Below are 20,239 nucleotides of genomic sequence, written 5' to 3' on the forward strand. Positions count from 1 at the left end.
AACCGCCGCAAGTGGCAGGGTATTAAATCCCTCAGCACGAATAAATATCTTTAGACAGTCCTAAAGACTCTTTCAATGTCATCAAGTACAGGTTCAGGCCGAATATCTTTAAATATGTCTTGCGCTTCCTTCTCGGATATTTCGTCGAAATCCGGACCTCCGCCGTAGACCATATTACCCTCCATTTGAGAATAAGTCTGCGGCGCACAGTTCCATTTTTTTTCTTCTTCAAGAAAAAGTACCATGACATTGCTTTTGGGGCGGGCTGCGACAAGCATTCCGCCACCCGCTTTAAGCCAGAAGAATTTTACTTCTCTTTCCATAAAAACTTCCTATTATAGTATTCAAATATGGACTATTCTTTTTTGGTATGTCAATATCATTAAAAAGATACTGCCAACAAATCAACAACCTCACCGCAGAGCGGACGAGGTATGTTGTTCTCATAAGGTATTGCATTCGGGATTTAATACTTTTTTAACCGCCGCAAGCGGCGGGGTATTAAACCCCTCAGCACGAATAAATTCCCTTTTAGTCGTGCTGAGGGAAATGATTTTGCACGGTTTCCAGAAGGGCTTCCAGGCATTTGTCCAGGAACATTTTATAGCCGCACACTACGCCATTTTCGCCGTAGTACATGGTGTTGCGCATGCGCTTGCAGCCGCCGTGACAGGCTTGCAGGTATTTGCAATTGATGCAGACAGAAGGGGTGCCCCGCTCTTCCAGCAAAAAGCTTCTATTCCTTTCGGTTTCAAATAGTTGGCTCAAAGTGCTTTCCGTAAGGTTTCCCAGGTTCCAGCTGTCGAGCGCATAGAAGTCGCAGGGGTATACGCTGCCATCGGCCTCTACCGCATACTGGGTATGGCATCTGCCATTTATCCCGCAGAAGGAGGGGATGGCCTTAAGGAACCAGTTGGCTGTATCGTCAAAGAATTTTATGCTCACATAATGGCCGGTTTGCAGTTCCTGACGCCAGAGGGTAAAGAGCTGCATATAAAATTTGGCGAAACGGGCAGGCTTAAGCGTATTCCCGCGCTGGTTTGCAGGAATCGCCGAGCCCGCTGTTCCCAAATTCTCAAGGCAGGGAATGAACTGGATAAAGTCGATTTTTTCCTGCAGGATGAAACGCCAAACCTTGTCGGCATGATCGGCAAGCTCATTGGTCAGTACGCAGAGCATGTTGTATTCCACTCGGTAATCTTCCAGCAGTTTCTTTGCCCTTAGCAGCCTTTCCCAGGTACCGTGCCCCTCCGTGTCAACCCGGTTCCGGTCATGGAAGCGCAGGCTGCCGTCTATGGAAAGCCCCACCAATACCTGGTGCTGCTTAAAAAATAGCGCCCAGTTCTCATCAAGAAGTATGCCGTTGGTCTGAAAAGCATACTGTATCGCCGCATTGCGGTTTTCACAGTATGCATCCGCCAATCCCATGAAGTCCTGAAACCACTCAAGGCCCGCAAGGGCCGGTTCGCCGCCCTGAAAGGCTATGGTCAGCGCATCCTTATCTTCTACATCTTTGAACAGGTTTTCCAGCAGTTTTGCTGCAGTTTTTTCAGTCATGATCCCGTAGGATCTGACATGCCGCATGGAGCTTATATCCGCATAGAAACAGTACTTGCACCGCAAATTGCACAGTGAGGAAGCAGGTTTGATAAGCAGGGAAAGCTGTTTCATTGATAGCAGCAGCTATCCCAAAATATCGGTCATTACCCGCAGGGTGTTTTTCCAGGCGATTCTTTCTATCTCATCGTCGGTGAAGCCGTCGCGGCTGAACTGGTCAAAGAGGAGGGGGAGATCCTGGACTTTTCCAATTTCCAATTCTCCCTCAATGCCGTCAAAATCGCTGCCCAGGCCAACGCAGTCTATGCCCCCAATCTTTTTAATGTATTTAGCGTGGGCCGAGATCAGGGCAGCGGTATTTTTTTTGCATTCAATATCAGCATTGAGGAATTGGGCAGCAAAATTGAGGCCGGTAACACCACCTGCATCGGCCAATAGTTTTATCTGTTCGTCCGTGAGGTTGCGCTGATGGGGGCTTAAGGTATAGCTGTTGGAATGGGAAGCCACAAAGGGTTTTTTGCTTAATTCGGCTACATCGAAGAAGCCGCCCGCAGAAATATGAGAAACATCTATTATTATGCCAAGTTCATTCATGCAGAGTATTGCTTCCTTCCCAAAGGGTTTAAGGCCCTTGGCCATCTCTGTCTTGTCCAGCGAATTGGGAAAGCCAAAACAGTTTTCGCCGTTCCATGTAAGGGTGATAAGGCGTATGCCTTTTTGATGCCAGGCGTCGAGGTTTTCGAGTCTGCCCGCAATGGGGCGTCCATCCTCGAAGCTAAGGATGGCGCTTGTTTTTCCGGCTTTTGAATTTTTGACCACGTCGTTCCCTGTAAGGGCCTGGGCTATACTATCGCTGTGCCGAACCAGGGCATTCTCAAAAACCTTGAGACAGTACGCGATATATTCATCATCAGGAAATTGCCCGCCGGCATTGGCAAAAGAGTCTGATCCCGGGCCGGGCATGAAGATTGCGAAAAACTGTGCCATGGCCCCGTATTCTTTGAGCCTTTTAATGTCCAGCATGGTGTCGGTGGTAAAAATATCTTCCCGTTTTTTCTGATACGCTGTCATGAGGGTATCGCAGTGCATGTCGATAAATTTCATGGTTCAAGTATAGAGCTAATACCCCGCACCAGGCAAGTTGTTTACAACAATAATCCTAAACCCTATACTATATATATGAGCGATTATGATTTCTTCTTGACAGATTCCCTCGAAAAGGTTCTGCCTGTGGCAAGGCCCCGCTGCATTGAAGACGGAAAATCAATTCCTGTTTTCCCCGGGACAATTCCCGCAGTGCAGCTTGTTTATGCAAAAAACAGGGGCGAAAAACGCGCTTTTATGCCGCTTCCCTTTTCAATTGAGGTAGAAGGCGCTCCGGTCAGGGCAGAATGCCGTTCCGTGGAACTTGTTCCGGTTGATTTTCCCTCCAACGAAAAAACAGACGAAGGCTATATTACCCATGATCCGGCCATGTTGCCGGATCTTTTGGTGCCTCTCAACGAAGGAAAAATAATCCCCCAGACCAATCAGTACAATGCGGTGTGGATTGAATTCCCCGGCATCACTGCCTCGCAGAAGGGCAAGCACAATGTGAAGATTGTCATCAAATCCGATGACAAAATAGTGTTCGGCAATGGTGATGAATTCAGGGTTCCTGAAAACGCGCAATACAAGACCTGCCTTAATCTTACCCTGGATGTATTGGGCGAGACCCTCCCTGCCCAAACCCTGCTCCATACCCAGTGGTTTCACGCCGACTGCCTTGCAAGCTATTACCGCGTTGTTCCCCTTGGCGAAGAACACTGGAAAATCATCGACGCTTTTATCGAACCCATGATGAGCCGTTACGGCATCAATACCCTGCTTACTCCGGTGTTTACTCCGCCTTTGGACACTGCCTATGGAACCGAGCGCCTTACGGTACAGCTTGCGGATATCGCAAAACAAGGCGATGTCTACACATTCGGTTTTGAGAAACTTGAACGCTGGTGCAGGATAAGCAAAAAGCACGGTATCACTCACCTGGAAATTGCCCATCTCTTTTCCCAATGGGGCGCCAAGTATACGCCCAAGATCATGGCAAAAGAAAACGGGATGGAAAAAAAGATCTTCGGTTGGGATGTTCCTTCCGACAGCCCCGAATACCGGAAATTCCTGGAACAGTTTTTGCCTGCTTTAAGAACGGCCTGCGCCCAATTCGGTTATGACAAGGAGCACACCATATTCCATGTGTCTGACGAACCTCATGGAGACGGACAGATGGAAAATTACAGAAAAGCCAAAGCCCAGATTGCGGATCTCGTGGAAGGCAGCCTCATTGTTGACGCGTTGAGCGATTTTAATTTTTACAAGCAGGGGCTTGTTGAACATCCGGTGCCGGCAAACGACGCCATTACCCCCTTCCTTGAGGCAGGGATAAAAAACCTTTGGGTGTATTACTGCGTGGGCCAAAGCCGCCGTGTACCCAACCGCTTTATCGCCCTTCCTTCTCCCCGTACCCGGGCCATGGGGGTGCTTATGTATCTTTACAATATAGCAGGCTTCCTCCAGTGGGGTTACAATTACTACTATTCTGCCCTATCCAAAAGCCTCGTCGATCCGTACTTAAAAACCGGGGGGCTGAAGGACTGGCCTGGGGGTGATCCCTTCCTGGTGTATCCGGGGGCGGATGGCAAACCGGTTTCGTCAATTCATGCGGAAGCGCACCGCGAAGGCCTCGAAGACATGAGGATACTTGCCCTTGCGGAAACGATAAAGGGGAGGGACGCGGTGCTGAAAATAATCAACGAAGGCTTTGAAGGGACTATGACCTTCTTTCATTATCCCCTTGAAGCTTCGTACTATACTGAATTAAGGGAGAAAATCGCGGCATTGATTCGAGAATCAATACGATAATCAAAATATGAAGAAACACATCCTTTTTCTGCTGCTGCCATTTCTTGTTATTGCGGCTTTTCCTGTCAGCGCCGATCAGTTTGCCTATAAGCACAAGGCTGGCGACAAATACCGCATCATTTCCACGGTAAACGAGGATGTGTATATAGACCGCAGGCTGAGCCATAAAGCAGAGATCATCAACCGCATTGCTGTGGATGTCGTGGCAGTCGTGAACAATAAAGGCGGGCACAAAGCGGTTTTTCAGACTGCCGAAAAAGCAACCGGCACTGCGGCGGGCAGGGGCTTTCAATGGTCAAGGGAATATCAATCCGAATTTGACAGAAACCCCCAAGGCTATCTTGACATAGATGCAAAGTATTTTATGCCTGTGGTGAGAAACGTGCCGGTCTTCCCGGACAAGGATCTTAAGCCCGGCGAGACCTGGACCGCCGAAGGCCATGAAATGCATGACTTCAGGGACAGTTTCGGCATCGCCGAACCCTACCGTATCCCCTTTACTGCAAACTACACTTTCCTGGGGACCCGCGAGTGGAAAGGGAAAACATATCCTGCATTTTCGGTTTCTTACCGCATCTTTGCTGAACCTGCCGCAGTGCAGGGAAGAACCTGGCCCAGGCGCATTCTTGGCTCGTCGGATCAGACGGTTTATTGGGATTCTGATTTGGGGCAGGCCGCGGCCTACGAAGAGCATTTCCGCATGGTCTTCGACCTTTCCGACGGCAGGATCGTGGAATACCGGGGCAGGGCGAATGCGGAGATTGTCGAAGCCCCGGCTATGGATAAAGAAAAAATCGCGTCTGAAATTGCGAATGAAATAGCCCAGATTCCGGATGCCACTGTACGTGTTGTAGATGAAGGCGTAACGATTTCTCTCGAAAACATCCAGTTTGAACCTGATTCCGCGGTTTTGCGTCAGTCTGAGCGGGGAAAACTCGACCGTATTGCTTCCATTTTAAGCCGTTATCCCGAGCGGGATATACTGGTCGGGGGGCATACAGCCCTGGCAGGGACTGCGGAGATGAGGAGCCAGCTTTCCGCAGAAAGGGCGGGGGCAGTTGCAGAGTACCTCATAAGCAAAAAGGTGAGAGCGGCCGACAGGGTAGTGGTTCAGGGCTATGGCGCCGAAAGGCCCCTGGGGGACAACCGCACCGAGGCGGGCCGCCAGAGGAACAGGCGGGTTGAGATCACTATACTTGAAAATTAATAGCATTTCATAGTAATATTAATTACTCATGAATTATTCAAACCCGGCTAACCTTGCAGTTCTGGCGTGTCCCGGCGGTGAAATGTTTGCCGACGAGGTTGTGAATCATCTTAAGAAAGGGTATAAGCGGATTTTCGAAAAAATGTCCGCCGAGCTGGCCAAGCGCTACAGCCAGGATATTAATTATATTGCCAACAGGATCAACTTCATCAACGATGTTGTCAGCCCTGCGCATCATTCCCAGGGGAATATCGAAAAATTCCGGGCCCCCCATATCAAGGTTCCGGCCCGTTTTACCTGTTTTCCCAACGGGGAGATCAAGGCGGAAATACTCGAATCCATACGGGGTAAGGATATCTACATAGTCCAGGATGTTGAAAACCACTACCCTGTAAGCTTCAATGACGGAGACCTCAAAAAGGCCCTTTCGGTGAATGATCACCTCATGACTATGTTCGTTACAGTGGATGCTGCCAAACAGGCCGGCGCGGACCGCATCACCCTGGTAACGCCTGTCTATCCCTATTCCCGCCAGCACAAGGCCAAAGGCAGGGAAGGGCTTACCGCTTCCCGTGTAGGGAAGATAATGGAATTCCTTGGGGTGAACCGCATCATTACCCTGGACATTCATTCCCGGGAAATTGGCAATTCTTTTAACTGCATGCGCCTCGAAAATCTCCATGCCAGCTACCAGATCATCAGGGCGCTTTCCCATCTGCCCGGGGTTCTCTGCGATGATTTTGTGGTGGTGTCCCCGGACACTGGCGCTGTTGACCGGAATAAATTTTATGCCACCGCCCTTAAGAAACCGCTGGCCCTGCTTTACAAAGAGCGGGATTATTCCAAGGTTAGCCGGAATGCCCTTGAAAACAACATTGCGGAAATTAAGCTTTTGGGCAATGTAAGGGACAAGACTGTTTTTATGGCCGATGATATGCTTGGCACAGGCGGCACCCTTCTTAAGAACATGAAATTCCTCAAGGAACAAGGCGCGGGAAAGGTGATCTGTTCTGTAAGCCTTCCGCTTTTTTCGGGAGAAGCAATCAAGTATTTTGACGAGGCTTACAAGGAAGGGCTTTTTTATCGCATTATCGGGACTAATGCGGTGTACCAGGAAGATATTATTACCCGCGAATGGTACATCAGCGTCAATATTACCCGGCTTTTTGCGCAGACCATAAGCCGTCTTCACCAGGGGCTTTCGCTAAGCTCCCTTTTGGACAACCGGGATGTAATTGTAAAACTGTTGGCGGATAATTGAAAACATAAGAGGTTTTTTCGTGGAAATTTATAATTTGCCAAAAGAAACCAAAGCCCTCATTTTTGATATGGATCTTACCCTTTACACCTGCCCTGCCTACGGCAAAAATCAGATTGACAATCTCATCGCAATCCTGGGGAAGCAGCAGGGGAAAAATTTTGGGGAAATGAACAAAGAAATAGAAGCAAGGCGAAAATCCTGGGCTGCTTCCCATGGCGGAAAGAAGCCTTCGTTGAGCAATTTGTTCCTCGAATTTGGCGTGACAATGGATGAGAATGTGAAATGGAGGGAAGAAGCCTGCGAGCCCGAAAAATATCTTTCTCCTGACGCAAAGCTTAAAGAAACCCTCAAAACCCTTTCGACCCTTTTTCTGCTTGGAGTGGTGACCAATAATCCTGTATCCGTTGCCGAAAGGACACTCCGCTCTCTGGGGGTGGAAGATTGTTTTGCCGCATTGGTGGGCCTCGATACCTGCATGATCCCAAAACCCCACAAATTGCCCTTTGCAAAAATGTCGGAACTATTGAGTATAGATCCAAAAGCCTGCGTCTCCATAGGCGACCGTTACGATATTGATATTGGACTCCCTCTTGAAATGGGCATGGGCGGAATTCTTGTGGACGGGGTAGAAGATGTGTATGAATTGCCGGGTATTTTAAAAGGCGGTAAATTATGAGTAAGGCTAAAACTTTGATACCGGAAATTTTTGGCGGGCTTCTTGCGGAAATTTGCCTTTATACTCCTCTGGCCAAAGAGCGGCCTCTCCGCTGGACTCTCATTGCGAATCCCACAGCAGGGGGTTTTACCATAGGTTCCCGCTGGAAAAAGCACCTCCGCCAGCTTCAGGAGTGTGTCCTCCGGGCCCAAAAAAACCCGCTTCATGTTGACGCATTTCCCTCAGAGACAGGGTTGAAAGAAGGGGATGAAAACGGCCTTATACCCACAAGGCATGGTGGGCATGCACGCAGCATTACTGAAGCTCTCATCGACGAAGCAGGCAGTTATTCCGATATTTATGCAAAACGCCCCTTTAACCTCATCATTACTGCGGGGGGCGACGGCACAAGCCTTGATGTCCTTACAGCCCTCTACCATATGCCTACGGGCCTTCGCTCCCATTTCGCCGTGCTCCGCCTTCCCATGGGGACAGGCAACGACGGTGCTGACGCCTGGGAACTGGAAGATGCGTTAAGCCTTCTTATAGATCCGGCAAAGCCCGGCTATCAGAGGGCTTTAAGGCTCACCACCTCTACTCCCGGCAAAGGCCCTTTTCTGGCTTTCAATATACTCTCTGTGGGCCTTGACGCTTTTGTGACCCACATGACCAATAAAACAAAGGGCAAAATGCCCGGCGATACATATAAGCTTTGGGTTGACGTGGCTTCACTCCTTTACGACAGGCTCTATAAAGTTGGCAGCATGGATGTAAGCGCTTTTGACGAGCGCGGAAGGGAAGTCAGGTCTTTTAGCGAGAAAGTATTATTGCTTGCGGTGGGGGAAAGCGGCCATAGGACTTATGGCTCCCATAAAAAGATACTTCCCGATGACCGCAATGTATGCCTGGTTAAGCAGATGCCCATGCTCCGTAAAGTCGCCCTCAAAGGCCTTTTTACAACCGGCGAACATATTTTAAAACCCGAATCTGTTGTTTTCAATGCCCATAGGGTGGAATTCAGGGGTGAAGAACCACTGCTTGCCCAAATGGACGGTGAAACAGTATTGCTGCAAAAAAGGGACTTTCCCGCAGCAATAGAATTAACAGAACTTGTAATACCGGTGTTGAAAAAAGTTTAGTACTTTTCCTTTATTTCAACTGCTCTCACATTCCCCGAAGTCTTAAAAAGCTTTGCAATGGTTGCAATATCCACGGTATTCGGAATACCCGCTAAAATTTTAAGTTTGGTTGCCTTCCCCTTGGAACTCTGGCGCATGTCCATGGACTGTATGCGTATACCTGCGGCAGTAATGATATCCATTGCCTCTTTTGTACTGGGATTTGAATCGTCATAGATAAGCTCCAGCATTTTTGTCTGTTCACTGGGGAATACTTTGCGCTCCATAACGCCCAGGACAAAGAGGGTGATGAGGCCCAATGCCTCCGCAATGGCTGCGGCAATGAACATGCCCGCGCCTATAGTCAGTCCCACCGCAGCCATGAACCAAAGGGATGCCGCAGTGGTAAGGCCCCGAACATTGTTCCCCAGGCGTATAATGGCCCCGGCGCCCAGAAAACCGATGCCCGACACTACCTGGGCCGCAATACGGCCCGGGTCGCCGTTTTTCATGCCGGAAAATTCCTGGGGCAGCCAGATTGAAAGCAGCATGAGCAGTGCGGCGCCTGTGGTTATCAGTATGTGTGTGCGCAGCCCCGCTACCTGATGATGGCTGGATCGTTCAAAGCCTATGATTGCCCCTGCGCCAAAACTGATGCAGAGGCGGATTACCATGTCCCATTCGGTTAATATGTGGGGTTGCATAGGGTATTTTACCCTTTAATGCATTGGGATGTCAAAGGATAAAATTCAAGCAAAAACATTTCGCTTTTTTTAAGAAAATTGGTATATTATAATAGGAAGGAATTCATGTATGACATCAGGAAAAACATGCTTGCTTTGTCTCTTGCTTTTATTCTCGGGTTTGTCCTTGCCGCTCTGGCCGCAGGATATGCCGGGCATTTACGCGAATCTGGACGCATTGGAGAGCTTGATAGAAGATACGCTCTTGCAGAGCGGGGTGCAGCTCTCACAATTGGAAGCCTTGAACAAAACCTTGAGCGAGAACGAGCAAACAATCGCCTCCAACGAGCAGCTTCTGAGCGAGCAAGAGCAATTGTTAGGGGACTTGCGGAAACAACTGATCACAATGTCCGAAATCTACGCGAGGCAATCGGACTTATCCGCGAAATACGAACGCAGCTCCGCCTTCTGGAAGAAGTTTACCTTGATCGGCCTTCCGGTGACGGCGCTGATTAGCGGCGGCATTGCTGCGCTATTGATTGCGGCAAAGTAACCCTGTGATTTCTTCTGCGAATGCTGCAGTCTTCTCCTGCACAAGCTTGACAAAAGAATTGTCCCCGGCACTGCCGACAACCTGTTCCATCTCTTTTTTATTGCGGTATGTAATAGCCCTGAAAGGATCGTTAAAATCTTTTGCCCTGCTTGCATAGACCTGTTCCGCAATCCACACCCTGGTTTGAATCAGTGTTTCAAGTTCCTTTTTGAAAGCCTCGAAATCCTTAAGGGGATGTGCTTCACTGCTTTCCGCCTTGCAAAGATAGCGATACACTTCCCATGCGTGGCGGGCCTTGTCCTCGGCGTATGCGGCAGCCATCTCGTCATACGCAGCATGGATACTGTTCCAGTTTGAAATCTTCCCTTCCCGGATTCTGCTTCGCAGTTCATCCACGCGGAATGTTGGCGCTATTTGTCCCCCCATGTTTACCCATTCAGCAATCCTGCCGGGCTTCGTATTGAGGAGGGGCTTATCCATTTCAGAACAAAAAGAAGCCCATCCGGAATCCCTGCGGGTTTTAAAAGCTTCGGCCAGGGTGCCGATAGCATAATAGCGGAGCATTTGGCGGTAGGCGGTCCAAGCCTTACGGGGCTTTAGTATGACCTGCCCCCGGTGCCTTCGTTCAAGGCCCCGGGCCGGGAGGGCAGGATCTTTCTGGCTGTCTTCAGCGGGCACTTCGTATTCGGGGTCTTCATTTTCAGCGCTGTTCGAGCCGGCAGGATTGGGCGCATGATCGGCAGATATATTGGGCGCCGGCACTCCGGCATCGGACATCCAGGCTTCAATCTGGGCGAGGGCCGCGATGATCTCCTCCGCAGTGTCCGGGGCGAGATAATCCATTTCTATATGCTGTTCTTTGATCATCCGTTTGTCCCTTGCGGCGGCCTTCCAGGAATTCCGTTCCAGGGCATAAAGGTTGTACATCCAGAAATAGGCAGGCATCACTTCAAGGCGATCCAGTTTTATATTGTTGTTCACCAGCGAAAAGGGGAGGGTGATATTGAGCTCGTAGGGATAATCGCCTTTTGCGATAAGCACAAAGCTTGCGAAACGGCTCGAGTGCTTCAGCGTTACCGCAAGTCCCGGCCAGAAGCCGCGGCCTGCACGTATCTCTCCGTCATTGGCGCGGCTGTTGTGGTTGCTCCCGATAGTAGCCCCTGCTGCCATATTGCTCATGCCCTGGATAAGGCTGGCGATCAAAAATGAATTGTTGTGATGCTGCTCATGTACCGGGAAAATGAGGTTGTTAAGGATCTCGCAGCATGAGACTGTGGAGTTATCCCCGAGTACCGAATGGATAAGCCTTGCGCCGTATTTGAGGTTGCAGTTCCTGCCCATAACGAAACGCACTGCTTTTGAACCGTAAAAGGCATGGCTGCCGTAGCCCACAATGCCGTTGACCATCTCCACCCCTTCGCCAATCTGGCTTGGCTCATCTTCGGAAGAAAGGATGGAAATATTTTTAAGCTTGTTGGCGCCTTTGATGTAGGCGAATTCGCCAACCTGCATATCCTTGATAATGCGGGTGCTTTTAATCACAGAACCCGATCCTATGACGCCATAATTCCCCCTAAAGCCGCCGTACTGTTCCTGGGTGATGGTTTTAAGCTTTTCGGTAAATTGGATATCGTCCCTATAGGCAGCCCAGAAAAAAGCGTCCGAGGGCAGCATGTCCGCAAAGGGCAGAATGGAGCGGCCCCCTGCTTCATTCATTACATCAATCCAAATCCTGACATCCTCATCCTCTCCCTCTTTAAGAATGCCATTGCCGAATTTAGCGTGGTTCGTGGTCTCCATTTCGTCAATCCGGGAGAGTATCACTTCGTCGCCGATTATATAGTGCGAAATATAGGTGCAATCCTGAATAACCGCATTGTCTCCAATATCGCACGATATGATGGTGCTGTTCCTGACCCCTGCGGGCAGACAGAAATCATGGCGGCGCAGCAGGGTGTTTTTCAGCATCCCAAAACGTATAAGGCCGTAAAAGGCAGAATTTCGTATCAGGGCTGGTTCAAAGGGATCGGTCACAAGGAAGTTGTCCCAATCGGAGCAATAATTTTGGTTTTTGATGAGGATTTCAAGTTCATGGGGTTTAAGGTTTCGCCAGGCCTTGCTGCCGCCTGTCTGCTGATTGCGAATCCAGTATTCATCCTTTCCCTGGGGAATATACCGGGGGGGTATAAAATCATAGCCGTAGCGTTCAGGGGGCAGGATATTGGTCTCTATCATTATTCTCGTCCTTTTAGTACAATAAGTGTCTATATTATGGTTATATTGTAAGGTTTTGCAATAGAGGGGTGGATCATGGTCAAAGTCATAAAAAACGGTGTTTTTCTTTTAAATGGCAGGGAAATTATTGAAGATAATCAGGAAAACCGGGGGAAAATTCAATCACAGGCCCAGGGGCTTTCCCCTGATGCTGCCCGTCTTAATACTATAGCAGCCGGGATTCTTCTTGCCCATAATCAGGATGGCGGGAAGGGGCTTCCGCAAAGCCTGCATCTTAATTTTGATGCCATGGCTTCCCATGACATCACCTTTGTGAATATCATCCAGACAGCCAAGGTATCGGGGCTGGACGAATTCCCCATACCCTATATTCTCACCAACTGCCACAATTCACTCTGCGCTGTGGGCGGAACCATCAACGAGGACGATCACCTCTTCGGCCTTTCTGCGGCCAAGCGTTACGGCGGTGTCTATGTGCCCCCCCACCTTGCGGTAATCCATTCTTATATGCGGGAAGCTTATGCAGGCTGCGGCAAGATGATACTCGGGAGCGACAGCCATACCCGCTATGGTTCTTTGGGAACCATGGGCATAGGCGAAGGCGGAGGGGAGCTGGTAAAGCAGCTGCTCCGCCAAAGCTACGATGCAGCCTGGCCAAGGATAATCGCTGTCTATCTCAGCGGCAAACCCCGAAACGGCGTAGGCCCCCAGGACATTGCCCTTGCTATAATAGGGGCAGTCTTTAAAGACGGCTTTGCGAAGAATGCGGTACTGGAATTTGTAGGCGACGGCATCAAGGGCCTAGCGGCCGATTACCGGGCAGGCATCGACGTGATGACCACTGAGACCGCCTGCTGGTCTTCGATCTGGGAAACCGACGAAACCACGGCGCAGTATTTAGCCATCCATTACCGTGATGCCGATTATAAGAAACTCAGCCCTGGCGCGGTATCCTATTATGACGGCCTCATCCATGTGGACCTCGCTTCCGTTAAGCCCATGATAGCTTTGCCCTTCCATCCCAGTAATGTTTTTGAAATTGATGATGTCATCGCAAACCCCAAAGATATTTTCGGGCATATTGAAAAAGACGCTGCAGAGGTCATGGAGAACCCCAATATCAAATTGAAGCTGACTGATAATATAGACAGCCAGGGCCGCATCCGTGTTGATCAGGCAGTCGTGGCAGGCTGTGCGGGCGGCACTTTTGATAACCTCATGACAGTAAAAACCATTCTTGCAGGCCATAATTCCCATGGCGGCAAAGGCAACGAAGGCTTTACGTTCTCGGTCTATCCGGGAAGCCAGCCAATACTTCTCGAGCTTGCTGAAACTGGCGGCTTGAGCAATCTCATAAACCAGGGCATTATTGTACGCTCTGCCTTTTGCGGCCCTTGTTTTGGCGCAGGGGATGTGCCGGCCAATAACGGCCTTTCCATCAGGCACACCACCAGGAACTTCCCCAACCGGGAAGGCTCAAAGCCGGGCAATGGCCAAATCTCGTCGGTTTGCCTCATGGATGCCCGCAGTATTGCTGCTACTGCCCTTAACGGCGGTTATCTGGCTTCGGCGGAACATCTTGACCAGCCGGAACGCTCTTTTCCGTACCACTTTGGCCCTGCCCCCTACCTCAGCAAAATCTACAACGGCATAGGCAAACCCGACAAAAGCGTGGAACTGCGTTATGGCCCTAACATCACCGATTGGCCTCCCATGGCAGGGCTGGGCGAAAATCTCCTCCTTAAAATAGTTTCATACATCACTGATCCGGTAACCACCACAGATGAACTTATCCCCTCGGGCGAAACTTCTTCATTCCGGTCGAACCCCCTTGGTTTGGCCGAGTACACCCTCTCCCGCAAAGACCCCTCCTACGTAGGCAAGGCAAAGGCAGTGCAGGCCGCTTCAAAGGCAATAGCTGTTTCGGAAACGGAAAAAGCGTTTGCTTTGCTCCCTGAGCTGACGGATGCTATCGAAGGAGTTAAAAGCATTCAGTCTCTGTCGGCTATAACCCTAAAGGACATTCAGCTGGCTTCGGCCATCTATGCCCATAAACCCGGCGATGGCAGCGCCCGCGAGCAGGCTGCCAGCTGCCAGCGGGTCCTTGGCGGCTCTGCGAACTTTGCCCATGAATATGCCACCAAGCGTTACCGTTCCAATCTTATCAATTGGGGCATACTTCCTTTTATTATTGACGGCGAGCCTTTCAAGAATGGCGATTATGTTTTTATCCCGAAGATAGCAGAAAAAGTGCGCGCATCATCCCCCGTGCTGGAAGCCTGGGTCATCAGCGGCAAAACCGCCAGGCCTGTAATGCTTAAAACGCCTGAACTAAACCCCGGCGAGGTTGAGCTAATCCTTGATGGCAGTTTGATTAATCATAACAGGAAGGGGCAGAAGAAATAATATCGAGTAAAATTATTGAGCCTGCTCCCTCAATATCCCCAGTATCTTCTGAAATGCCGAATCCTGCTTCTTAAGCTCTCTGGAACCCCGGGTAATCTTGCAGAGCGAGAGCCCCAGGGTCTTGGCAATTTCCCGCTGGGGGATTTTTTTGTCCAGGGCCTTAACCAGGGCCCAGCGGGCAGCTATGTCAGCAGCTTCGGCGGGGGTGAGCAGGCAGCGGAGGAAGTCTTTAATGAGGGCAGGGTCTCCGGTTTTAGCCAGGGTCGAAGCCAGTTCAGTGAGGTTCTCTTCTACTGCAGGATCGTCAACGCGCATTCTATAATAATGCCAGGAGTTCTTCAGGTTTGTCTATAATGCGCAGGGCGCCTGAGCTTTCAAGAACCTTCCGGGGCCGGTAGCCCCAGGTAACGCCTACCGCAAAACATTCCGAAGCCTTGGCGGTTTCAATATCCACTTCAGAATCCCCTGCCATGATAACATCCCGGGTTGTAAGGCCAAGCTCGACAAGTATTTCCCAGGTGCAGGCAGGATCGGGCTTGCGGGGCTTCCCCGTGATGTCTCCATAGATCGCATCGAAGGAGGAGGGAGGGAAGAGGCCGCCTATGACGAGACGCGCTATGGGATCGGGCTTGTTGGTGAGGACTGCGAGCTTGAGTTTTCTGCTTTTTAATTCGGAGACAAGGCTGAGTATGCCGGGATAGGGCTTGGTGTATATAAGGGGGGATTGAGCGTAAAAAGCGACTGCGTCGGCTGCCACCTGGGCCGAGAGTTCATCGCTGCGGACATCCTCCGGGAGGCAGAGGAAGGCAAGACGTTTGATGCCCCAGCCCACTTTATCGGTGTAAGCTTCCTCAGGAAGGGCGGGGTAGCCTTTCCCCTTGAGGGCTTTGTTCATGGATGCGGAAATATCGCCAAGGGTGTCTACCAAGGTTCCATCGCAGTCAAAAATAATCCCTTTATATTTCATAATCATTATGCTTGCATAAATAGCAGATTTTGAATATAGTGATTTATCAATAATGACTAAAAATCTGACAGTAGGGAATCCCGCCCTTCTTATACTTTCTTTTACCTTCCCATTGCTCATAGGAAATTTGTTTCAGCAGTTTTATAATATGGCTGACGCTTTTATAGTGGGCCGCACTATAGGGGTCGAAGCTCTGGCTGCGGTGGGCTGCACCGGAAGCTTTATGTTCCTTATTCTGGGCTTCCTCATGAATTTCACCATGGGGACTTCCATAATCACTTCACAGCGTTTCGGCGCAAACAATATGCAGGGTGTGCGCCGCAGCTTTGGTTCAAGCATAGTCCTGGGCCTCATAGTGGTAGTTGTTTTGATGATAGTAAGCATACTTACAGTACGGCCCCTCCTGCGCCTGCTTTCAACTCCGCCCGAGATCATGGAAGCCGCCTACAGTTATATCATTGTCATACTTTGGGGCATGCCTGCGTCCCTGCTTTTCAACATCTGCTCAAATTCCATGAGGGCGGTGGGGGACAGCGTTACGCCCCTCATTTTTCTCGTCATTGCCTGCATCATCAATATCATTTTTGATTATGTTTTTATCCTGGTCTTTCACATGGGGGTTGAAGGCGCAGCTTATGCGACCATCATTGCCCAGCTTGTTTCAGGGCTTCTCTGTATCCCGGTGATAGTGCAAAAAATGCCCATACTCAGGATAGCCCGTACTGATCTTCGCTTAAACCGCAAAGAAGCCTGGGAGCATGTACGGGTGGGTTTTCCCATGGGCTTTCAGATGAGCATTATCGCCATTGGAGCTGTGACGGTTACGTATGCGCTTAACCGTCTGGGAGCTTTGGCAATGGCGGCTTTTACTGCTTCACAAAAGATAGACATGCTCTGCAGTATGCCCCTCATGTCATTCGGCACTGCCATGACGACCTATTCGGCCCAGAATTACGGCGCCAGAAAGATAGATCGTATTAAAACAGGGCTGATACAATGCGCCATTATAACCTGTTCTTTCAGTGTCTTTATGGGTCTCCTGTATTTTTTCTTCGGGCGTTTTTTCTCTGCCCTCTTTTTGGGCGCCGAGAAGGAAGCGGTCGAGCTTTCTTACACCTACCTCAAAATTAATGGTCTTTTCTATATTATGCTGGCATGGCTCTTCATATCCCGTCAATGCCTCCAGGGTCTTGGAAGAAGCGTAGTTACTACCGCTGCGGGGATCATGGAATTGGTAATGAGAATTTTTGCCGCCATTACCCTTTCTTTCTTTTTCGGTTTTACCGGAATCTGTTTTGCAAGCCCCCTTGCATGGCTGGGCGCCTGTATACCTCTTACCATTTCACTGGTTCTGGTGTTTAAGAAGCTTGACCGGCAGTCCCTGGCGGAAAAGAAAGCCAATTTGTATGTCCCTATCTAGCGCGAAGCCTTTATCAGCATTACGTCCCCAAAGCCAAAACGTTTCGCGACTTTATCAGCGATACGCTTGATTGGCCTAGGCGCTGTCCCTGCTGCAAGGCCCCCCCAGGTTTTTACTTTTTCTATTGTAAACCCATTGAGTTTAAGCAATTCAGTTAAAGTCTTTACAGAAAAAAGATAGAGATGATCAAAGATGGCGGATCTCCACCGGCCGGAGAAAATTTTTGCCTGGAAGCCCGAAATATTGGGCGTAGTAACAATAAAGCAGCCTCCGGGTTTTAAAATGCGGCCTGCCTCCTTTACCAACGCGCCGGGATCGTTTAAGTGCTCAATTACATGGGAGGCCAAAACAGCATCAAAGCTGGCCGGGGCAAAACGGGCGTCTTCCAGGGCCAGGCTCCGCACATCAAGGGATCGTTCCCTGCGTGCATAGGCGGCTTCTTCTTCGCAGATTTCTACTCCTGCAGTATCCCAGCCGCGTTTTTTTAATTCAGCAAGCAGGGTGCCTGTAGCACAGCCTATGTCCAACACCCTGCCGGCTTTAAGCTCCCAAAAGCCTGCGTCATTAAGGGCCAAAAGCTGAAGTTCCAGAAAGGGTTTTTCATTTTCCAGTTCGTATGCAAGGTAATCTGCCCCATGGCCTGTGCCATAACGAAGGCTTACTTCTTCTGCCAGGGGCTGGGGGTTCATCTGGACAAGACCGCACCTTGTGCAGCGCACATAGGAAAAACCTTCGCATTGTAAATAAGGTTTGAACGAGAGGCCCCCGCAAATTGCGCAGGGTATAAGGCGGCTTTCTTCTCGGGCAACCGGGGTGGACCAGGTTTTAACAGCCTTTTTTGCCGCTTTCACCTATTCGACCTGGAGCCTGAAAACCGCATTCCTTGAATTGCCCGCTATGTCCTGGGCAATTACTTCCAGGGTTGCCTGCCCCCGGGTAAAGCGTATTTCCCCTACTTCATAGGCAGGGTAGGGCGCATACACCTGCTTTACCGGAATGAGGCCGTTACGGTAGACCATGAGGACGCCATCGCGGGCAGAGTAGGTTTCAAAATTGAGGGCCCCGGTTTCAATGCCATTTACGGAACACACGATTTTGAACGGCGCCAAAGGACTTTCCCTTGCTTCGAGCATGGTGTCGGTGGCTTCTACAGAAATAAGATAGCGGCCCTGGCTTATGGTTTTGGTCTGGGAAGGATCGATGAGCTTGCCATCAGAATCTTTCAGCCTTACTGAAAGTATCAGGGGCTGCCTTGTATCGCTTAAGGGATTTATGATCATGGACGGATTAATCCATCGCCTTTCCTTGCGGTCAAAGAGGAAAAAGTAAAAGCCTTTGCTGCCGGACCATCCAGAGATTCCGGATCTGCCGAGGGAAGCTGTTTTCCCCGCGCTGGCTGTCACCGGCATGGGGGCTTCTTCGTCCAGCCTGCTATAAACGCTAATGATACCGTCGCCGTGATCCAGGGCGAGCCATGATCCAAGAGGCGAGGGGAGGCGGGAAGCATGGTCTCCTTTTTTATGCTGATAGAGGAGTTCGCCGTTTTCGGCTGCCTTTACCGTGTCTTCAGTTTCAAAAGATGTCCCCAGGAGGGGGCTTCCATTGTCATTCGACCCGAAGTTGTTCCTCATTGTCCCTGCGTCCAGGGGCCAGTCCATGGCGCGCAGCAATACTGCGGAATTAACAGCAATACTACCAATTAACACTAAAAGTATTTTTTTGATTCCGGTTTTCATTCTATTTCTTCCCCAATTCAAAGGATGCAAGGCTCATGTCCCCGCCCACATAGATCTTTGAACCTCTCCTTCCCAGGAAGGCAGCCTTGCTTTTAAAAGGCGCTTCCATAATGATGGTCCCGGGGAACCTGATGGCTGTAAGTTTTTTTTGTACCGCTGATTGGGAAGTGACAACAAAAAGGAGACGATCCCCTCCGCTCCCGTCAATCGCCGCAATCTCTCCGTCCAGGGGGATGTTCACGCTTGATCGGGAAAGAATATCATAAATGCCTATGCCTCCTTCCCGCTCAAAAGCCACCCGGTTGTCGGAGTCTATAAACGCCATATATACCGCACGCCTGAAACCATCGGTAAGGAATTCATGGTAGACTACATGGTAGGTATCCCCGGACTGCTCAAGGAGGAGAAACCTCTGATCGTCAATTCCTGAGACAATCGCCAGCCTGGAAGCATCCGCAGAAATGGCGCAGCCCAGGATCACCGAAAGCCGCGATCCTCCGGGTTCGAAGGGCAGGCATGCCTGGGTGCCGGAAGCATTGAGCAGCTCCACAGTGCCGTCGAGGGTGCCCACCAGTATAAAACCGGCTGCGGCATCTATGCAGGTGAGGGGGGCCGGGAAATCATAAGTCCAAAGTTCGTTGCCCCTTGAGTCCAGGGCAGTAATGGAATTTTGCTCAGCCCCGATTATAAAAAGTTTTTTGTCCAGAAAGACAGGATAGCCTTTGGGGTTTTCAATCTCCAAAACCATATTGTCCTGGGGGTCCATAATTTGGAGACCTTGAGGCAGGGCATCATACTCGGCCCAGTGATCCTCCGAAAGGGAGACATAGCCCTTCCTTAAGCGGTTTATGGCAAAGCGCCCGTCATCGCCAACATAGCCGAAGCGCCCACCCAGCTCGAAAGCAAGGGGCTGCGCTGCCTCGGGGGGGCTCCCGCCCATATTCAGGGGATAGTTGGATTCGAGGGATGTAAGCCAGCGGGATACGAGTATGGTTTCGACCGGAATAGGCTGGGCCGCAGCGAACACATAGACAAAAAACACCGCTGCTGCCAGGATAAGCCAGTATTTTTTCGTTTCTTTTGCCACTTATCTCCCCATTGTGGTATAATAGGAGGAATCATGGATAAAATCAATATGGATGAACTTTATGCAAAAGCCCGGGAAGTAGCGGACAGGGCCTATGCTCCTTATTCCAAATTCCGGGTCGGGGCTGCGCTTTTGGCGGATGATGGCACTGTTTTTACCGGCTGCAATGTGGAAAACCGGTCTTATGGCCTTACCATATGCGCCGAGCGCACAGCGCTAACCAAAGCAGTGAGCGAAGGCCGCCGATCTTTCAAAGCCCTGGCCATAGCCACCCCGGACTCGGACTACCCTGTTGGGCCTTGCGGGGCTTGCCGCCAGGTTTTAAGCGAATTTATGGAACCCCAGGCGCCGGTACGTTTTGGGGGCAATACTCCCGAGCGGGTAGATACCACCATTGGCGGCCTCCTTCCCTATGATTCCCTTTACGAATTGGGGAAGACATAGGTAAAAGCTTAG

The 20,239-nt window shown here is 50.3% G+C and carries 19 protein-coding genes; 9 read left to right on the forward strand and 10 right to left on the reverse strand.

The annotated features are described in order from the left end of the window. Positions 1 to 50 precede the first annotated feature (50 nt). The 3 genes from TREAZ_RS06890 to TREAZ_RS06900 form a co-directional block, all read right to left on the reverse strand. A complete protein-coding gene (locus tag TREAZ_RS06890; RefSeq protein WP_015711107.1) occupies positions 51 to 323 on the reverse strand; it encodes a hypothetical protein in 273 nt (90 codons plus the stop codon). Positions 324 to 531: 208 nt separating this feature from the next. After that, the gene (locus TREAZ_RS06895) at positions 532 to 1,671 is read right to left on the reverse strand and encodes a radical SAM/SPASM domain-containing protein (protein WP_015711108.1); all 1,140 of its coding nucleotides are present in this window, start codon (positions 1,669 to 1,671) and stop codon (positions 532 to 534) included. 12 nt (positions 1,672 to 1,683) lie between these two features. Continuing rightward, positions 1,684 to 2,661 carry a dipeptidase gene (locus tag TREAZ_RS06900; RefSeq protein WP_043922969.1) on the reverse strand — a complete coding sequence of 326 codons (978 nt, stop codon included), beginning with the start codon at positions 2,659 to 2,661 and terminating at the stop codon, positions 1,684 to 1,686. A gap of 75 nt (positions 2,662 to 2,736) precedes the next feature. Between TREAZ_RS06900 and TREAZ_RS06905 the strand changes: the two genes are divergently transcribed. Genes TREAZ_RS06905 through TREAZ_RS06925 form a run of 5 tightly spaced genes read left to right on the forward strand, consistent with a single transcriptional unit; the run spans position 2,737 to position 8,717 of the window. Further along, the gene (locus TREAZ_RS06905) at positions 2,737 to 4,455 is read left to right on the forward strand and encodes a DUF4091 domain-containing protein (RefSeq protein ID WP_043923357.1); all 1,719 of its coding nucleotides are present in this window, start codon (positions 2,737 to 2,739) and stop codon (positions 4,453 to 4,455) included. 7 nt (positions 4,456 to 4,462) lie between these two features. Beyond that, the gene (locus TREAZ_RS06910) at positions 4,463 to 5,662 is read left to right on the forward strand and encodes an OmpA family protein (protein ID WP_015711111.1); all 1,200 of its coding nucleotides are present in this window, start codon (positions 4,463 to 4,465) and stop codon (positions 5,660 to 5,662) included. A 28-nt stretch (positions 5,663 to 5,690) separates the two neighbouring features. Continuing rightward, on the forward strand, positions 5,691 to 6,923 hold the full coding sequence (gene prs / locus TREAZ_RS06915; protein WP_043922970.1) for a ribose-phosphate diphosphokinase: 1,233 nt from the start codon (positions 5,691 to 5,693) through the stop codon (positions 6,921 to 6,923). 19 nt (positions 6,924 to 6,942) lie between these two features. After that, complete coding sequence (locus TREAZ_RS06920; RefSeq protein WP_015711113.1) at positions 6,943 to 7,599, forward strand: HAD family hydrolase; 657 nt, start codon at positions 6,943 to 6,945, stop codon at positions 7,597 to 7,599. Then, a complete protein-coding gene (locus tag TREAZ_RS06925; protein ID WP_015711114.1) occupies positions 7,596 to 8,717 on the forward strand; it encodes a diacylglycerol/lipid kinase family protein in 1,122 nt (373 codons plus the stop codon). Before TREAZ_RS06920 ends, TREAZ_RS06925 begins: the two co-directional genes overlap by 4 nt. Here the strand turns inward: TREAZ_RS06925 and TREAZ_RS06930 are convergent. Continuing rightward, positions 8,714 to 9,400 carry an MgtC/SapB family protein gene (locus TREAZ_RS06930; RefSeq protein WP_015711115.1) on the reverse strand — a complete coding sequence of 229 codons (687 nt, stop codon included), beginning with the start codon at positions 9,398 to 9,400 and terminating at the stop codon, positions 8,714 to 8,716. The genes TREAZ_RS06925 and TREAZ_RS06930 overlap by 4 nt on opposite strands. Positions 9,401 to 9,509: 109 nt before the next feature. Between TREAZ_RS06930 and TREAZ_RS06935 the strand changes: the two genes are divergently transcribed. After that, positions 9,510 to 9,932 carry a hypothetical protein gene (locus TREAZ_RS06935; RefSeq protein WP_043922971.1) on the forward strand — a complete coding sequence of 141 codons (423 nt, stop codon included), beginning with the start codon at positions 9,510 to 9,512 and terminating at the stop codon, positions 9,930 to 9,932. Here TREAZ_RS06935 and TREAZ_RS06940 read toward each other — a convergent pair. Continuing rightward, positions 9,912 to 12,167 (reverse strand): DUF4954 family protein, encoded by a 2,256-nt coding sequence (locus tag TREAZ_RS06940; protein WP_015711117.1) that lies wholly within the window; start codon positions 12,165 to 12,167, stop codon positions 9,912 to 9,914. The genes TREAZ_RS06935 and TREAZ_RS06940 overlap by 21 nt on opposite strands. A 75-nt stretch (positions 12,168 to 12,242) precedes the next feature. Here TREAZ_RS06940 and TREAZ_RS06945 point away from each other — a divergent pair, with 75 nt between their 5' ends. Continuing rightward, positions 12,243 to 14,573 carry a hydratase gene (locus TREAZ_RS06945; protein WP_015711118.1) on the forward strand — a complete coding sequence of 777 codons (2,331 nt, stop codon included), beginning with the start codon at positions 12,243 to 12,245 and terminating at the stop codon, positions 14,571 to 14,573. A 12-nt stretch (positions 14,574 to 14,585) separates the two neighbouring features. On the opposite strand, the gene TREAZ_RS06950 is transcribed toward TREAZ_RS06945, so the two are convergent. Continuing rightward, a complete protein-coding gene (locus TREAZ_RS06950; protein WP_015711119.1) occupies positions 14,586 to 14,888 on the reverse strand; it encodes a Trp family transcriptional regulator in 303 nt (100 codons plus the stop codon). A 1-nt stretch (position 14,889) separates the two neighbouring features. Further along, positions 14,890 to 15,546 carry an HAD family hydrolase gene (locus tag TREAZ_RS06955; protein ID WP_169312614.1) on the reverse strand — a complete coding sequence of 219 codons (657 nt, stop codon included), beginning with the start codon at positions 15,544 to 15,546 and terminating at the stop codon, positions 14,890 to 14,892. A gap of 46 nt (positions 15,547 to 15,592) precedes the next feature. Here TREAZ_RS06955 and TREAZ_RS06960 point away from each other — a divergent pair, with 46 nt between their 5' ends. Next, positions 15,593 to 16,960, forward strand: a complete 1,368-nt coding sequence (locus TREAZ_RS06960; protein WP_015711121.1) for an MATE family efflux transporter — start codon at positions 15,593 to 15,595, stop codon at positions 16,958 to 16,960. On the opposite strand, the gene TREAZ_RS06965 is transcribed toward TREAZ_RS06960, so the two are convergent. From TREAZ_RS06965 to TREAZ_RS06975, 3 genes are read right to left on the reverse strand one after another with little or no spacing between them, the layout of a single operon-like run. After that, positions 16,957 to 17,811 carry a class I SAM-dependent methyltransferase gene (locus TREAZ_RS06965; RefSeq protein ID WP_015711122.1) on the reverse strand — a complete coding sequence of 285 codons (855 nt, stop codon included), beginning with the start codon at positions 17,809 to 17,811 and terminating at the stop codon, positions 16,957 to 16,959. The two genes, TREAZ_RS06960 and TREAZ_RS06965, sit on opposite strands and share 4 nt — an antisense overlap. Beyond that, positions 17,812 to 18,696, reverse strand: a complete 885-nt coding sequence (locus tag TREAZ_RS06970; RefSeq protein ID WP_015711123.1) for a hypothetical protein — start codon at positions 18,694 to 18,696, stop codon at positions 17,812 to 17,814. Position 18,697: 1 nt separating this feature from the next. After that, on the reverse strand, positions 18,698 to 19,783 hold the full coding sequence (locus TREAZ_RS06975) for a hypothetical protein (protein ID WP_015711124.1): 1,086 nt from the start codon (positions 19,781 to 19,783) through the stop codon (positions 18,698 to 18,700). A 33-nt stretch (positions 19,784 to 19,816) separates the two neighbouring features. Between TREAZ_RS06975 and TREAZ_RS06980 the strand changes: the two genes are divergently transcribed. Further along, positions 19,817 to 20,227 carry a cytidine deaminase gene (locus TREAZ_RS06980; RefSeq protein ID WP_015711125.1) on the forward strand — a complete coding sequence of 137 codons (411 nt, stop codon included), beginning with the start codon at positions 19,817 to 19,819 and terminating at the stop codon, positions 20,225 to 20,227. Positions 20,228 to 20,239: the final 12 nt, after the last annotated feature.

The organism is Leadbettera azotonutricia ZAS-9 (genome assembly GCF_000214355.1).
In the GTDB taxonomy this organism is placed as follows: domain Bacteria; phylum Spirochaetota; class Spirochaetia; order Treponematales; family Breznakiellaceae; genus Leadbettera; species Leadbettera azotonutricia.

Excerpts from the sequence above, each read along its gene's own strand:
- TREAZ_RS06890 (WP_015711107.1), bottom strand. The coding sequence starts at position 323 with ATGGAAAGAGAAGTAAAATTCTTCTGGCTTAAAGCGGGTGGCGGAATG.
- TREAZ_RS06895 (WP_015711108.1), bottom strand. The coding sequence starts at position 1,671 with ATGAAACAGCTTTCCCTGCTTATCAAACCTGCTTCCTCACTGTGCAAT.
- TREAZ_RS06900 (WP_043922969.1), bottom strand. The coding sequence starts at position 2,661 with ATGAAATTTATCGACATGCACTGCGATACCCTCATGACAGCGTATCAG.
- TREAZ_RS06905 (WP_043923357.1), top strand. The coding sequence starts at position 2,737 with ATGAGCGATTATGATTTCTTCTTGACAGATTCCCTCGAAAAGGTTCTG.
- TREAZ_RS06910 (WP_015711111.1), top strand. The coding sequence starts at position 4,463 with ATGAAGAAACACATCCTTTTTCTGCTGCTGCCATTTCTTGTTATTGCG.
- prs (WP_043922970.1), top strand. The coding sequence starts at position 5,691 with ATGAATTATTCAAACCCGGCTAACCTTGCAGTTCTGGCGTGTCCCGGC.
- TREAZ_RS06925 (WP_015711114.1), top strand. The coding sequence starts at position 7,596 with ATGAGTAAGGCTAAAACTTTGATACCGGAAATTTTTGGCGGGCTTCTT.
- TREAZ_RS06930 (WP_015711115.1), bottom strand. The coding sequence starts at position 9,400 with ATGCAACCCCACATATTAACCGAATGGGACATGGTAATCCGCCTCTGC.
- TREAZ_RS06935 (WP_043922971.1), top strand. The coding sequence starts at position 9,510 with ATGACATCAGGAAAAACATGCTTGCTTTGTCTCTTGCTTTTATTCTCG.
- TREAZ_RS06940 (WP_015711117.1), bottom strand. The coding sequence starts at position 12,167 with ATGATAGAGACCAATATCCTGCCCCCTGAACGCTACGGCTATGATTTT.
- TREAZ_RS06945 (WP_015711118.1), top strand. The coding sequence starts at position 12,243 with ATGGTCAAAGTCATAAAAAACGGTGTTTTTCTTTTAAATGGCAGGGAA.
- TREAZ_RS06950 (WP_015711119.1), bottom strand. The coding sequence starts at position 14,888 with ATGCGCGTTGACGATCCTGCAGTAGAAGAGAACCTCACTGAACTGGCT.
- TREAZ_RS06955 (WP_169312614.1), bottom strand. The coding sequence starts at position 15,546 with ATGATTATGAAATATAAAGGGATTATTTTTGACTGCGATGGAACCTTG.
- TREAZ_RS06960 (WP_015711121.1), top strand. The coding sequence starts at position 15,593 with ATGACTAAAAATCTGACAGTAGGGAATCCCGCCCTTCTTATACTTTCT.
- TREAZ_RS06970 (WP_015711123.1), bottom strand. The coding sequence starts at position 18,696 with ATGAAAACCGGAATCAAAAAAATACTTTTAGTGTTAATTGGTAGTATT.
- TREAZ_RS06980 (WP_015711125.1), top strand. The coding sequence starts at position 19,817 with ATGGATAAAATCAATATGGATGAACTTTATGCAAAAGCCCGGGAAGTA.